We start from the raw sequence: 14,095 nt of genomic DNA on the forward strand, positions 1-14,095 counted from the left end.
TATTAATGAGAACTATAAAAAATATGTTAATAATGATGGTATTTCCAGCCTTTCTTATAGGTTGTAGTGAAGATACCATTGATGATACAGGGCTCGGTACAATTACCGGTAAGGTGGTGGAACTGGGATCAAATGAACCTGTGGAAAACGCCAGAATTTCTACCAATCCGGCCTCAAGTACTGTGTTTACTGATAAAAATGGAGATTTTGTGCTGAATGATATTCCGGCAGATGATTATTCCATAGAAGCCAGGAAAGAGGGGTTATTAACACAATTTGAGGGAGCTTCGGTTATGGGGGATGCTACCGTTAATGTGATTTTCGAAATGCAAACGGAAACCTCCGGAAACCGCCCTCCGGGAACACCAACCGCTGTTTCTCCTGTAGACAATGCACAGGATGTTGAAATCCCGGTGATTTTTAGCTGGACTTCAACAGATCCTGAAGAAGATGACCTTACGTATCAACTTGAAATAAGAAACGATCAGGATGAGGAGATCTTCTTGTTTAATAATATCCGGGATACAACTTATACTGTAGAAGGGTTGGATTTTGGTTCCAAATATTTCTGGCAGGTGAGAGCTTCAGATGATGTTAATCAGGAAGTTTTGAGTCGTTTATACTCTTTCAGAACCATGAATGTACCGGAGAGCAACAGAATTTTATTCACCCGAATAATTGGAGGGAATTCTGTAATTTATGCTAGAGACATGGAAGAAAATGAATATCAAATCACTTCTCCAAATAAAAATAGCTTTAGACCCAGGAAGAACAATTCCGGGAATAAAATAGCATTTTTAAGGGTCGTGAATGGGCAGACACATATCTTCACCATGAACCAGGATGGAACTCAGCAAAGGCAGGTGACTTCAGATATTCCTGTGAACGGGTTTAATTTGAATCAGGTGGATTTTTCATGGGCAAATGACGGGGCAACACTTCTTTACCCAAATTTTGATAAGCTATACAGGGTAAACGCTTCGGGAGGCGGAACTGCTTTGGTTTATCAAAATCAGAATGGAAAATTCATCACTGAAGTGGATGTTAGCGAAGACAATGAAACCATTGCGCTAATTACAAATAATAGCAGTGGTTATAATGCAGATATCTTTACTATTAACTTTGACGGGAATATTCTTACACAGGTAATGAATAATGTGACCGGTGCTTTAGGTGGTATCGATCTATCAATAAGAGGTGATATGCTGTTGTACACTCAGGATGTCTCAGGCTACGAAAGTAATTCGTACCGACGTCTCGATTCCAGAATGTTCCTCTATAATCTCGTTACCGGAGAGACTACAGATTTATCTCTGCGAAAGCCCGATGGTACCAATGATCTTGATCCTCGTTTTTCTCCCAATGAAGCTGAAGTTGTTTTTGTGAATACTTCTAATGATGATATTTCTCCACGGGATATTTACACAATTCGGCTGGAGAACTTTAATACAGATAATGAAAGTCGCACTCTCTTAATTGAAAACGGCTTTATGCCCGACTGGGAATAAGTAAATTAACCAACTCCAACCAGAAAAGCGTTGGTCCTGATTTGGACCAACGCTTTTTATTTGCCCTGAGTCGTAAAAAGTACAGCAGTTTAGCTTTTTACGGTTATGGAAATCTCTGTATCTTTGAACTCCTAAATAAAAGTTATGAGTCAGGATGTTAGTAAAAGGTATGCCCAGCGCGGAGTTTCAGCAGGAAAAGAGGATGTTCACAATGCTATTAAGAAAGTAGATAAAGGATTGTTTCCAAAGGCTTTCTGTAAAATTGTGCCCGATCATTTGACCGGAGATGAGGAATACTGTCTCGTGATGCATGCCGATGGTGCAGGTACAAAATCTTCCCTGGCTTACATGTACTGGAAAGAAACCGGAGACATCTCGGTCTGGAAAGGAATAGCACAGGATGCGCTTATCATGAATATCGATGATCTTCTATGTGTTGGAGCTGTAGATAATATCATGCTTTCTTCGACCATTGGAAGGAATAAAACTCTTGTTCCCGGAGAAGTGATCTCGGGCATAATCAACGGCACCGAAGAATTGCTTTCAGATTTAAAAAACTTAGGAATAAATATTCATTCTACCGGTGGGGAAACTGCCGATGTGGGCGATCTGGTTCGAACCGTCATTGTCGATTCTACTGTTACGGCAAGACTGAAGCGAAGCGAAGTGATAGATAACTCCAATATCAAGCCCGGAAATGTGATTGTGGGTCTTTCATCTTTTGGACAGGCTACTTACGAAAAAGAATATAACGGTGGAATGGGTAGCAACGGATTAACCTCTGCCCGGCATGATGTTTTCAGCAACTATCTCGCTGTGAAATATCCGGAGAGTTTTGATGCTAATATTCCTAATGAATTAATTTATGGAGGCTCAAAAAATTTGACCGATCCCGTGGAAGATAGCCCGCTGGATGCAGGTAAATTAGTGCTTTCGCCTACTCGAACTTACGCTCCCATCGTTAAAAAGATCCTGGAGAAGTTCACGAATCAACAAATCAACGGAATGGTCCATTGCAGTGGGGGAGCACAAACTAAGGTGCTGCATTTTGTGGATGAGGTTCATGTGATCAAAGACAATCTTTTTGAAGTTCCGCCTTTATTTAGGCTGATTCAGAGGGAAAGTAAGACCGACTGGAAAGAAATGTATCAGGTATTTAACATGGGCCATCGCCTGGAGTTGTATGTGGATGAAAATATCTCAGAAGAGATCATTTCTATCTCTAAATCTTTCAATGTAGATGCAAAAATCATTGGTAGAGTAGAAGCCTCCAATGAAAAGAAGCTGAGCATTAGGACTGAATTGGGAGAATTTTTATATTCCTGAAACAATCTGCTTTCTTTCGAAGCGTGAATGTTCCGGTTTAAGCAGGCACGGGAAAGTTTGTATCTTTAGGTATCACTGCTGATCAATATTTTGATCGGACTTAAAACCATACTACTATGAAGAAGATAATCTATTTGTTCCTTTTTCTGCCTTACATTTTCTTAGGTCAGGAGGGTAACTTAAAAGAGCTGGAAGTGGATCTTGAAAATTATGAATATCCTTACGATGTTCATACGTTGGAGCTTATTGTACAACAGCAAAAATTGGGGTTTTCTTATATGGACATCAAGCCCGAACAACACAACGGAAAAAATGTTTTGCTGCTCCACGGAAAAAACTTCAATGGTGCTTACTGGGAAACAACTATAGAGAAGTTATCAAAAACCGGATTTCGTGTCATAGTCCCCGATCAGGTAGGGTTTGGCAAATCCAGCAAGCCGGAATATTTTCAATATAGTTTTCATCAACTAGCATTGAACACCAAAAACTTACTGGATACACTTGGAGTTGAAAAAGTTGCTGTTCTTGGACATTCCATGGGCGGGATGCTGGCAACTCGCTTTGCTCTTATGTTTCCTGAAGTGACAGAAAAATTAATTCTGGAAAATCCTATTGGTCTGGAGGATTATAAGCGTGTGATTCCCTACAAGCCGGTCAGCTGGTGGTATGAAAATGAATTAGACAAAGATTACCAGCAAATTAAAAATTATCAGAAAGAGAACTACTATGACGGGCAATGGAAGCCGGAATATGATGAGTGGGTGAATATCCTTGCAGGCTGGACTTTAAATGAAAATTATCCGCTGGTGGCGTGGAATGCAGCGCTAACCTACGATATGATATTTACTCAACCTGTAGTCCATGAATTTCATGATATAGAAGTTCCTACACTTTTGATCATTGGCACCAGAGACCGTACAGCCCTGGGAAAACCATTGGTTTCAGAAGAGGAGAGGGAAACTATGGGGAAATATCAGGAGCTGGGAAAAAATACCCAGGATAAAATACCAAATTCAGAACTGGTTGAGCTGGAAGGCATCGGCCATTTACCGCACATTGAAGCTTTTGACAGATTTATTGAACCTCTTTTGGCCTTTTTGAAGGAATAAGGGTTAATGGAATTATTTATTCAGCCGAGGTTTTTGGCTGGATTTTATCACAATTTATTTCCGGTAAAATCATTTGAAAACTCTCTCTGTAGCAGCTGCAGCTTAGGGTGAATGTATTTTTTACAGAACGGCTTTTCCGGATTCTTTAAATAATAATCCTGAAGAGAGTCTCTGGATGCTTTAAAATTTTTATACGGAAGGATCTGTGTAATAATTTTTTTCTTGAAATCCTTCTGAAGTTTCGAAATCGCTTCTTCAGATTTCTCAGCGTCTTTAGGATTTAAAAAATAGACCGCACTCCTGTATTTCTCTCTAAAGGAATGAGAGGAGGTAGATTTATGGGTAAGCAAATGGATTTCGATGAGCGTTTCCAAAGGAATAATCTCAGGATCATAAGTGACTATGATTCCTTCAGAAAATGCGGAATACTCTCCGTCTGAAGCAATATATCCCTGCTCCACTTCAACAACTCCCTTTAATGACTGAAAAACTGCTTCGGTACACCAATGACATCCTCCACCAAATCCTGTTTTAGCCATGTTTTTCATCCTTTACAATGTTCCGGGATTTAGGTAATGATATTCTTCCAGTTCCTTCAAATGCTGAATTTTTCTGGAGCAACCATTTTTTATCAGGTACAGGTCGTCTGCCAGTTCAGTAATGTGTCGGTACATATGATCTGTCATTACAATGGCTTTTCCGGACTTTTCAGATCTTATAATTGCTGTTAGCTGCTCGAGATAAAGGGGAGCAACATGTGAAAATGGTTCATCCATTAAAAGTAGTTTCGCCGGACTTTTTAAGCTGAGGTAGATTTCAGCTACCCTTTTTTCTCCACCAGATAGCTGGTGCATATTAGCACTTGCATATTTCTCAAACTTCGGAAAATGATCCAAAAACTCTTTCCAACCAATCTTATAAAAATCAAAAGCTTTTTTGATCTTCAGATTCCCGGGAATGAGGGAATGTTGCGGAAGATATTTTACTAAACCCGAAGTATAGAGCGGTTTTAAAACTGGCTTGCTGTTTATCCTGATGAGTTTGTTCTGAGGTTGAAGACTTCCGAAGAAAATTTTGAGTAAACTGCTTTTTCCGGAGCCATTGGGCCCTAAAATTCCGGTGATTTTTCCTTCTTCAGCCTTTAAATAGATTCCGCTAAGAATATCTTTTGAACCGAACTTTAAGTCTACGTTGTCAATTTCAAAATTCATGGCAATAGCAGGGATAAAGAATAGGTGAACAATAGCAGGATTAAATCATAAGTAAAGCTTAGGCTAAAAAGTTTAAAAGTGGTTATTTTGAGGTTGTTGTAAAAAACAAGTCCCTGTCCTTTTCCAGAGATTTTATAGCTCCATAAAATACAGAAGGTAAGCAGCAGTTTATAAAAAATAGCTAAACCTACCGGGATTTTAAATCCCATAAACAGGAAGTTTAGCAGCAGTGAATACCAGAAAAACCTCTTGTAAAAAGAAAATATAAGCAGGAGCAATGACCACATCGTATAAACTTAGTGAAAAAAGAAGAAAATCTTCAGGAGAAATAAAACGGAATAATTTAAATCCAATCAATTTATCGTAAATTTGTGTCCTTATAAGCAGATGTTATGATTGAGAAACTGAATATTGTGAAGCAGCGTTTTGATGAGGTGAATGATTTGATCATTCAGCCCGACGTGATTGCGGATCAGAAACGTTATATAGAGCTAAATAAAGAATACAAAGATCTTAAAGCTTTGATGGAGGAGAGGGAAAAATATATGGCTCTCACCCAAAATATTTCTGAAGCAGAAGAGATTATATCAGACGGTAGTGATCCCGAAATGACCGAAATGGCTAAAATGCAGCTCGAAGAGGCGAAGGAGGAATTGCCGGAGCTGGAAGAGAAAATCCGGATGATGCTGGTGCCTAAAGAGCCTGAAGACGCCAAAGACGTGGTGATGGAGATTAGAGCCGGAACCGGTGGGGATGAAGCCAGTATTTTTGCAGGGGACCTTTACCGTATGTACACAAAGTATATTGAAAGCAAAGGCTGGAAACATAATATTGTGGATTTTAGCGAAGGAACCAGCGGAGGATTCAAGGAGATCATTTTTGATGTGACCGGAGAAGACGTGTATGGTACCATGAAGTTTGAAGCCGGGGTGCACCGGGTACAACGGGTGCCACAAACGGAAACCCAGGGTCGGGTGCATACTTCTGCAGCAACGGTGATGGTGCTTCCGGAAGCCGAAGAATTTGAGGTGGAGATCAATCCAAAGGATGTGCGTATTGACTATTTCTGTTCTTCAGGGCCTGGAGGACAGTCGGTGAATACCACCTATTCTGCGGTGCGTTTAACTCACATTCCTACAGGATTGGTGGCGCAGTGTCAGGATCAGAAATCGCAGCATAAGAACAAAGATAAAGCCTTTAGAGTACTTAGATCGAGACTATACGAGCAGGAGCTGGCCAAGAAAATGGAAGCCGATGCTGCAAAAAGAAACTCTATGGTTTCCAGTGGAGACCGTAGTGCAAAGATTCGTACCTACAATTACGCGCAGGGAAGAGTGACAGATCACCGGATAGGACTTACTTTATACGACCTGTCTAATATTATCAACGGAGACATTCAGCGTATTCTCGACGAATTACGACTGGTGGAAAACACCGAAAAACTTAAAGAAAACTCCGATGTTTTCTAAATCATACCATAAGCTGCCGCGAATCTTCCGGCAGCTTTTTTATTTTTAACTTCAACCGTATGACCACCCAACAGCTTGTAGATCAAATAAGAAGTAAAAAATCATTTTTGTGTATAGGTCTTGATGTTGATCTCGATAAAATTCCGGAGCATTTACTGGAGGAAGAAGATCCTGTTTTTGCATTCAACAAAGCCATTATTGATGCTACGCATCATCTCGCAGTAGCCTATAAACCTAATACGGCTTTTTATGAGGCTTATGGAATTAAAGGCTGGCAGGCACTCAGGAAAACCATTGACTATTTGAACCAAAACCATCCGGAAATATTCACTATTGCCGATGCAAAAAGGGGTGATATTGGCAATACTTCCGGTATGTACGCCAAGGCTTTTTTGGAAGATCTGGCTTTTGATTCGGTTACGGTGGCTCCTTATATGGGAAAAGATTCGGTGGAACCTTTTCTGGCGTACGAAGATAAACATACCATTTTACTGGCATTGACCTCCAATGAAGGAGCTTTTGATTTTCAGACGCAGAAGGTGGATGAAGAGGAGCTTTATAAAAAGGTCCTGAAAGTATCAAAAACCTGGAAAAACGGACAAAATCTGATGTACGTGGTGGGGGCGACAAAAACAGAATTTCTGGCTGAAATTAGAAGGATCATTCCCGAAAGTTTTCTTTTAGTTCCCGGAGTAGGGGCCCAGGGCGGACGTCTGGAAGAAGTCTGCCGTTACGGGATGAACCGCAACGTAGGCCTCCTTATAAACTCTTCCCGCGGAATTATTTATGCTTCTCAAGAAAAAGATTTTGCCAGGGCAGCAGCCGAAAAGGCCGAAGAGTTACAGCAGCAAATGTCGAAGCTTTTATAAATCCTTCGGAAGAAGAACTTCTTCTGAAAGTCTGAAGAACCTAAAACTTCAAAACTTTAGAAATGAGGAAAATTCTGGATCAGCTTAACAGAGAGATCGAAATTCCTGCAAACCCGGATAGGATCGTTTCCCTGGTGCCAAGCCAAACCGAACTTCTGGTAGATATGGGCTTGAAAAATGCTATTGACGGAATAACAAAATTCTGCGTTCATCCCGAAGGTTTACGAAAAGAAAAAAATGTGGTTGGAGGTACCAAACAGGTACATTACGATAAGATAAGACTCTTAAATCCCGATATAATCCTTTGTAACAAGGAAGAAAATACAGAAGAAATGGTGCTGGAGCTGGAGAAAATAGCTCCTGTACATGTTTCAGATGTGAAGGATTTAAAAGATTCTCTTCAGTTGATTAATCAATATGGGAAGATATTTCAGGTTGAGGACAGGGCTTTAAGTATTCGGAAGGAAATAGAATTGCAGTGGGAGCAATTTCAGACTTTTATAGAAAAACAACCACAAAGATGTGTGGCATATCTAATCTGGAAAAATCCATGGATGGCAGCCGGTGGCGACACCTTTATTGATTATTTACTTGAAATGAATCATTTTGAAAATGTTTTCAGAAAAGAAAAATCAAGATATCCGGAAATCGACCTTTCCTCTCTAAGAGCAAAAAATGCCCATCTGGTACTTCTCTCCACAGAGCCTTTTCCTTTTAAAGATAAACATAAAGAGGAGTTGCAGGTGAAATTACCTGAACAAGAAATAATAGTTGTAGACGGGGAATTTTTTAGCTGGTATGGATCAAGACTGGTGAAGGCATTTAATTACTTTAGAGAGCTTCACTTATCCTTACATAACTCCTGATGTTCCATTTGCCGTATTTCCTGTAGTATTTTACAGGCCTTATCGTTAAGAAGATCACTTTTGGACTTGTCGAGCAAAGCAACTTCATACGCACGGCGCATAAGGCAGGAATATTTTTCCCGCAGCCTATCCAGAGTTGAACGAGGTTCAAAAAGTCGAAACATGTGCTAAATTTCTAGGTTACAAAGATATCCCGCAGTGTTTCGAAGTTTTACTAACCTTCCGTTAATGTTGTGGTAAAACTTGATAGTACAAGACCCGTGCCTGTTAAAAAATTTAGGATTAATGTATTGAAAATCAGTTAATGATAATATTTATTGAAGAGGTGTTCTAATCCTGGAGCGCAAAGACTCTTCGCAATAAATTCGTAGTTCTGGCTGAAACCTGGTTTCTAATTTCTACCTCTTCCACTGCAATCATGGTAAAGACTCCTTCCAGCGCTTCCTGAGTAACATAATCTGCCAAATCGGGGTTTACCTTCCCGGTAAGCGGCAGTTGGTTGTAACGATTTATAATATTGTTCCAAACCTGTGTGGCACCTACTTTCTCAAGTGAATTCGTTACCACCGGATTAAATTTTGAGTAAAGTTGAGTAGTGGTTTTTCCCGACAAATAATCGGTTGCTGCTCGGTCATTTCCTAATAGGATGTTTCGTGCATCTGCGAAGGTGATTTCCTGCACGGCATTTACAAAAATAGGGGTAGCTTCCTTTACAGCTTCTTCGGCAGCCCTGTTCAGAACCAGTAAACCTTCGTCGGCAAGAGCGTCAAGACCAATATCTCTCAAAGTTTTATCAACTTTCTGAAGTTCGGGGGGAAGTGTGATTCTTACCAGTTCATTTCTGAAGAAACCACCTTCTTCAGTCAGTTCAGTAACCCTGGTGTCAATACCTTTTTGAAGTGCCTGTTTCAAACCGCCTGCAATTTCCTGATTTGATATGCTGTAACCTCCTTCCTGCGGAAGATTATCTGCTATTTGTTGTAATTCTGCACAGGACGAAAAACTGAATATTAAGAAAAGGAGGAATATTTTTTTCATGTTATTTTTTTTCAAAGATATCATTTAAAAATCATCTGCTATGGAATCTAAAATTTCCCTCTTCCGAAGCAACATAAAATGAACGATTACATTATAACAAAAACCTTAGTGGAGGTCATCGGGAAAGTGAAAGCCTTACACAAAAATGATGGTTTTGTTGTTGTACACCAGTGTTTTCCTGTCAAGGTGGAGCTTAATGCCTCTTGCAAATACTATTTTTTCAAGATCCCTGCCTTTCAGGATTAGGTCTTTTATGGAGTGGCTGTGGGAAATCCTGGTGATATCCTGTTCAATGATTGGTCCCGCATCCAGTTCTTCGGTTACGTAATGACAGGTAGCTCCAATGATTTTCACTCCACGTTTATAAGCAGAATGATAGGGCTTTGCTCCTGCAAAAGCGGGTAGGAAAGAATGGTGAATATTGATGATGTGATTAGGGAAAGCTTTTATGAAATTTTCCGGAATGATCTGCATATATCTCGCTAGTGCAACTACATCTATTTCTTTCTCTTTAAGAAGCTCCAGGTGAGTGGCTTCAGCTTCAGCCTCTCTGCCTTTGATTACCGGGATATGGTAAAACGGGATGTCAAAACTTTCAGCAATGGGTTTGAGAACTTTGTGATTGCTGACAATTAAAGGAATTTGTGCATTGAGCTCCCCGGATTTGTATCTGCCCAGTAAGTCATACAGGCAGTGATCATATTTAGAAACGAAAATGGCCATTTTTGCTGAGAATCTGCTGCGTACATACCCCACGACATCTGGTAAGGTGTTCCTATTTGTCGCGCGAATTCTTCTTTAATTTGCTCAATAAAAAATTTGCTGTCAAATTCACATTCCAGGCGCATGAAAAACACTTTATTCTCCAGGTCAACATATTGATCTACATAAATTATATTCCCTTTACGTTGATGAAAGAAAGAAGTGACATCTGCAATAATACCCGAAGTATCGGGACAATGAATGAGCAGGGTGATTTTTGACATAAGAGAAATTTTATTTGTTAAAAATAGGGGATTTAAAACAAAATGATAATAAAAGGAGTCGAATTATATGATTATGATAAATACCTTATAAATTTTACAATTTTCGTAAATTGCAGCATTAAAACTCAGATATAATTAAGAATGGAACAACAAGCTCCTTATAAACCCAAAAACAAAGTACGAATTGTAACTGCGGCATCTCTTTTTGATGGGCATGATGCAGCCATAAATATCATGCGCCGCATTATCCAGTCTACCGGAGTGGAAGTGATCCATTTGGGTCATGACCGAAGTGTGGAAGAAGTGGTGAACTGTGCTATCCAGGAAGATGCCAATTCTATTGCCATGACTTCTTACCAGGGCGGGCATACCGAGTACTTTAAATATATGCACGATCTGCTGAAGGAAAAAGGTGCGGGACATATAAAGATTTTTGGTGGAGGTGGAGGAGTGATCCTTCCCGAAGAGATCAAAGAACTACATGATTACGGAATCACCAGGATCTATTCTCCCGATGACGGTAGGGAACTTGGATTACAGGGAATGATCAATGATCTTGTCAAGCTTTCAGACTATCCATTGGGAGATAATTTGAATGGGGAAGTACAGGAACTTTCTTCTAAAAATGCAGGCGCAATTGCCAGGGTTATTTCAGCAGCAGAAAATTTTCCTGAGGTTGCAAAAGATGCCCTGAATACGATCCATGAAGGAAATAAAGAAAGTAAAATTCCGGTGTTGGGAATCACAGGAACCGGGGGTGCGGGAAAATCTTCTCTGGTAGATGAACTCGTAAGAAGATTTTTGGTAGATTTTCCGGAGAAAACCATTGGGATTATTTCGGTGGATCCTTCTAAACGAAAAACAGGAGGCGCATTGCTTGGGGATAGGATTCGTATGAATTCGATCAACAATTCCCGCGTGTATATGCGTTCCCTTGCGACAAGACAATCAAATTTAGCACTTTCTAAATATGTAGCTGAAGCAATTGAAGTATTAAAAGCAGCCGAATATGATTTAATTATTCTAGAAACTTCGGGAATTGGACAATCTGATACTGAAATTCTGGAGCATTCGGATGTTTCTCTATATGTGATGACACCTGAATTTGGTGCTGCAACGCAATTGGAAAAAATCGATATGCTCGATTTTGCCGACCTGGTAGCGATCAACAAGTTTGATAAAAGAGGAGCGCTGGATGCCCTGCGTGATGTGAAAAAGCAATACCAGCGCAATCACGGACTTTGGCATTCCAATCCCGATACACTTCCAGTGTTTGGAACCATTGCTTCCCAGTTCAATGATCCCGGGATGAATACGCTCTACAAGGAAATAATGGATAAGATTGATGAGATAACAGGATCTGACCTGAATTCTACTTTTGAGATTTCGAAGGAGATGAGCGAAAAAATCTTTGTGATCCCGCCAAGCAGAACACGTTACCTTTCAGAAATAGCCGAAAACAACCGCTCTTATGATGAGAAAGCTGCATCACAGGCAGAAGTAGCGCAGCGGCTTTACGGAATTTATAAAACTATTGAGTCCGTTACAAATGTGAAGGTAGATCTTAATCAGTATGGTCTTGAAGAGGAAAGTCTTCAGGAGAGTACTACTTCAGAAAATGAAGATCTTGTGGGACTTCTTAAGAAAGAATTTGACAAGGTGAAAATGGATCTGGATCCTTATAACTGGGAGATCATCACCGGCTGGGACGATAAGGTAAATAAGTATAAAAATCCAATCTATAGTTTCAAGGTTCGTGATAAGGAAATTAAAATTGAAACGCATTCAGAGTCTCTCTCTCATACACAAATTCCAAAAGTGGCCCTGCCTAAATATCAGGCATGGGGTGACATTTTGCAATGGTGTCTTCAGGAAAATGTTCCGGGGGAATTTCCATATACCGCCGGATTATATCCGTTTAAAAGAACAGGGGAAGATCCAACGAGGATGTTCGCTGGGGAAGGTTCACCCGAACGTACCAATCGCCGTTTTCACTATGTGAGCATGGGGCTGCCTGCAAAAAGGCTTTCCACCGCTTTTGATTCGGTTACTTTATACGGTAATGATCCCGATCACCGTCCCGATATCTATGGAAAAATTGGGAACGCGGGAGTTTCCATCTGCTGCCTGGATGATGCCAAAAAATTATATTCGGGATTTGATCTAGCCGATGCCATGACTTCGGTAAGTATGACCATCAACGGTCCTGCGCCTATGCTGCTCGGTTTCTTTATGAATGCAGCCATTGATCAGCAATGCGAGAAATATATCATCGAAAACGGACTCGAAGAGGAAGTAGCTGAAAAAATTAAAAAGATTTACACCGGAAAAGAGGAAGACCAGCCAAAATACAGGGGCGAACTACCTGAAGGCAATAACGGACTCGGATTGATGCTGCTCGGTGTTACCGGAGATCAAGTATTACCTGCCGATGTGTATGCCGATATTAAAAAAAGTACTCTAAATCAAGTTCGCGGAACGGTTCAGGCAGATATCCTTAAGGAAGATCAGGCGCAGAATACCTGTATTTTCTCTACGGAATTCGCGCTTCGTTTAATGGGAGATGTCCAGGAATATTTTATTACCGAACAGGTTCGGAATTTCTATTCGGTTTCTATTTCCGGATACCATATTGCCGAAGCAGGAGCAAACCCTATAACACAGCTGGCGCTTACACTGGCCAACGGATTCACCTACGTGGAATATTACCTGAGCCGCGGAATGGACATCAATAAATTTGGTCCTAACCTGTCTTTCTTTTTCTCCAACGGAATTGATCCCGAATACGCGGTAATTGGTAGGGTTGCGAGAAAGATCTGGTCTAAAGCTTTAAAATATAAGTACGGAGCGAACCCACGGGCGCAAATGCTGAAGTATCACATCCAGACTTCCGGGCGTTCTTTACATGCGCAGGAAATTGATTTTAACGATATAAGAACCACGTTACAAGCCTTATATGCCATTTATGACAACTGTAACTCCTTGCACACCAATGCATACGATGAGGCGATCACAACTCCTACAGAGGCTTCTGTGAGAAGAGCAATGGCGATACAGTTGATCATCAATAAAGAACTGGGGTTAACCAAAAATGAAAACCCGATCCAGGGCTCATTTATCATTGAAGAACTTACAGATCTTGTGGAAGAAGCCGTGCTTCTTGAATTCGACCGGATTACCGAAAGAGGCGGAGTTTTGGGTGCAATGGAAACCATGTATCAACGAAGCAAGATTCAGGAGGAAAGTTTGTATTACGAAACTTTAAAGCACAATGGAGATTTCCCAATAATTGGAGTAAACACCTTCTTAAGTTCCACAGGATCGCCAACGGTAACCCCCGGAGAAGTAATCAGGGCGACGGAAGAAGAAAAACAAAATCAGATAAAAACGCTTCAGGATTTACATAAAGCCAAAGAAGATAAAGCAGAAGCAGCTTTAGATAAAGTTAAACAGGCAGCCGTTCAGAACGAGAATATTTTTGAAGTTTTGATGGAGGCGACAAAAGCCTGTTCTTTAGGACAAATTACTACTGCTTTATTCGAAGTAGGAGGACAGTATAGAAGAAACATGTAAGCAGACTCTTGCCCTCGCACGGTGAGGGCTTAGAGGTCGCTTATCCTGTTGAGCGCAGCGATCACAGGAATCTTCTAAGAATAAAATAAATGAGCGGTATTAAAAGAGACTGTTTAAAAAGCATTAAAATCGTCATTCTG

The 14,095-nt window shown here is 40.5% G+C and carries 11 protein-coding genes and 1 pseudogene; 7 read left to right on the top strand and 5 right to left on the bottom strand.

What is annotated here, in order from left to right:
- Positions 1-5 precede the first annotated feature (5 nt).
- The 3 genes from IE056_RS03635 to IE056_RS03645 all read left to right on the top strand — a co-directional run bounded on the left by IE056_RS03635 (position 6) and on the right by IE056_RS03645 (position 3,943).
- Complete coding sequence (locus tag IE056_RS03635) at positions 6-1,508, top strand: carboxypeptidase regulatory-like domain-containing protein (RefSeq protein ID WP_189603306.1); 1,503 nt, start codon at positions 6-8, stop codon at positions 1,506-1,508.
- A gap of 144 nt (positions 1,509-1,652) precedes the next feature.
- Positions 1,653-2,834, top strand: coding sequence for an AIR synthase related protein (locus tag IE056_RS03640; RefSeq protein ID WP_189603307.1), 1,182 nt, complete (start codon positions 1,653-1,655; stop codon positions 2,832-2,834).
- Positions 2,835-2,950: 116 nt separating this feature from the next.
- The gene (locus tag IE056_RS03645; protein ID WP_189603308.1) at positions 2,951-3,943 is read left to right on the top strand and encodes an alpha/beta fold hydrolase; all 993 of its coding nucleotides are present in this window, start codon (positions 2,951-2,953) and stop codon (positions 3,941-3,943) included.
- Positions 3,944-3,990: 47 nt separating this feature from the next.
- On the opposite strand, the gene IE056_RS03650 is transcribed toward IE056_RS03645, so the two are convergent.
- Together IE056_RS03650 and IE056_RS03655 are read right to left on the bottom strand one after the other, a co-directional pair.
- Positions 3,991-4,482, bottom strand: a complete 492-nt coding sequence (locus IE056_RS03650) for a peptide-methionine (S)-S-oxide reductase (RefSeq protein WP_189603309.1) — start codon at positions 4,480-4,482, stop codon at positions 3,991-3,993.
- A gap of 12 nt (positions 4,483-4,494) precedes the next feature.
- Positions 4,495-5,154, bottom strand: a complete 660-nt coding sequence (locus IE056_RS03655) for an ATP-binding cassette domain-containing protein (protein WP_189603310.1) — start codon at positions 5,152-5,154, stop codon at positions 4,495-4,497.
- Between the two features lie 392 nt (positions 5,155-5,546).
- On the opposite strand from IE056_RS03655, the gene prfA reads away from it, so the two are divergent.
- The 3 genes from prfA (at position 5,547) to IE056_RS03670 (ending at position 8,358) form a co-directional block, all read left to right on the top strand.
- Positions 5,547-6,623, top strand: a complete 1,077-nt coding sequence (gene prfA / locus IE056_RS03660; RefSeq protein WP_189603311.1) for a peptide chain release factor 1 — start codon at positions 5,547-5,549, stop codon at positions 6,621-6,623.
- Positions 6,624-6,682: 59 nt separating this feature from the next.
- The gene (pyrF, locus tag IE056_RS03665; protein WP_189603312.1) at positions 6,683-7,492 is read left to right on the top strand and encodes an orotidine-5'-phosphate decarboxylase; all 810 of its coding nucleotides are present in this window, start codon (positions 6,683-6,685) and stop codon (positions 7,490-7,492) included.
- A 62-nt stretch (positions 7,493-7,554) separates the two neighbouring features.
- Positions 7,555-8,358 carry an ABC transporter substrate-binding protein gene (locus IE056_RS03670; RefSeq protein WP_189603313.1) on the top strand — a complete coding sequence of 268 codons (804 nt, stop codon included), beginning with the start codon at positions 7,555-7,557 and terminating at the stop codon, positions 8,356-8,358.
- Here the strand turns inward: IE056_RS03670 and IE056_RS03675 are convergent.
- The 3 genes and pseudogenes from IE056_RS03675 to purU form a co-directional block, all read right to left on the bottom strand.
- A complete protein-coding gene (locus tag IE056_RS03675; RefSeq protein WP_189603314.1) occupies positions 8,334-8,522 on the bottom strand; it encodes a Lacal_2735 family protein in 189 nt (62 codons plus the stop codon). The two genes, IE056_RS03670 and IE056_RS03675, sit on opposite strands and share 25 nt — an antisense overlap.
- 166 nt (positions 8,523-8,688) lie before the next feature.
- Positions 8,689-9,396 carry a DUF4197 domain-containing protein gene (locus IE056_RS03680; RefSeq protein ID WP_189603315.1) on the bottom strand — a complete coding sequence of 236 codons (708 nt, stop codon included), beginning with the start codon at positions 9,394-9,396 and terminating at the stop codon, positions 8,689-8,691.
- 135 nt (positions 9,397-9,531) lie between these two features.
- Positions 9,532-10,382 (bottom strand): annotated as a pseudogene (purU, locus tag IE056_RS03685) (formyltetrahydrofolate deformylase).
- 141 nt (positions 10,383-10,523) lie between these two features.
- Here purU and IE056_RS03690 point away from each other — a divergent pair.
- On the top strand, positions 10,524-13,955 hold the full coding sequence (locus IE056_RS03690) for a methylmalonyl-CoA mutase family protein (protein WP_189603316.1): 3,432 nt from the start codon (positions 10,524-10,526) through the stop codon (positions 13,953-13,955).
- Positions 13,956-14,095 lie beyond the last annotated feature (140 nt).

The organism is Salinimicrobium marinum, assembly GCF_014651535.1.
In the GTDB taxonomy this organism is placed as follows: Bacteria; Bacteroidota; Bacteroidia; order Flavobacteriales; family Flavobacteriaceae; genus Salinimicrobium; species Salinimicrobium marinum.

Coding starts and splice junctions, on each gene's coding strand:
- IE056_RS03635 (WP_189603306.1), top strand. CDS start 6: ATGAGAACTATAAAAAATATGTTAATAATGATGGTATTTCCAGCCTTT.
- IE056_RS03640 (WP_189603307.1), top strand. CDS start 1,653: ATGAGTCAGGATGTTAGTAAAAGGTATGCCCAGCGCGGAGTTTCAGCA.
- IE056_RS03645 (WP_189603308.1), top strand. CDS start 2,951: ATGAAGAAGATAATCTATTTGTTCCTTTTTCTGCCTTACATTTTCTTA.
- IE056_RS03650 (WP_189603309.1), bottom strand. CDS start 4,482: ATGGCTAAAACAGGATTTGGTGGAGGATGTCATTGGTGTACCGAAGCA.
- IE056_RS03655 (WP_189603310.1), bottom strand. CDS start 5,154: ATGAATTTTGAAATTGACAACGTAGACTTAAAGTTCGGTTCAAAAGAT.
- prfA (WP_189603311.1), top strand. CDS start 5,547: ATGATTGAGAAACTGAATATTGTGAAGCAGCGTTTTGATGAGGTGAAT.
- pyrF (WP_189603312.1), top strand. CDS start 6,683: ATGACCACCCAACAGCTTGTAGATCAAATAAGAAGTAAAAAATCATTT.
- IE056_RS03670 (WP_189603313.1), top strand. CDS start 7,555: ATGAGGAAAATTCTGGATCAGCTTAACAGAGAGATCGAAATTCCTGCA.
- IE056_RS03675 (WP_189603314.1), bottom strand. CDS start 8,522: ATGTTTCGACTTTTTGAACCTCGTTCAACTCTGGATAGGCTGCGGGAA.
- IE056_RS03680 (WP_189603315.1), bottom strand. CDS start 9,396: ATGAAAAAAATATTCCTCCTTTTCTTAATATTCAGTTTTTCGTCCTGT.
- IE056_RS03690 (WP_189603316.1), top strand. CDS start 10,524: ATGGAACAACAAGCTCCTTATAAACCCAAAAACAAAGTACGAATTGTA.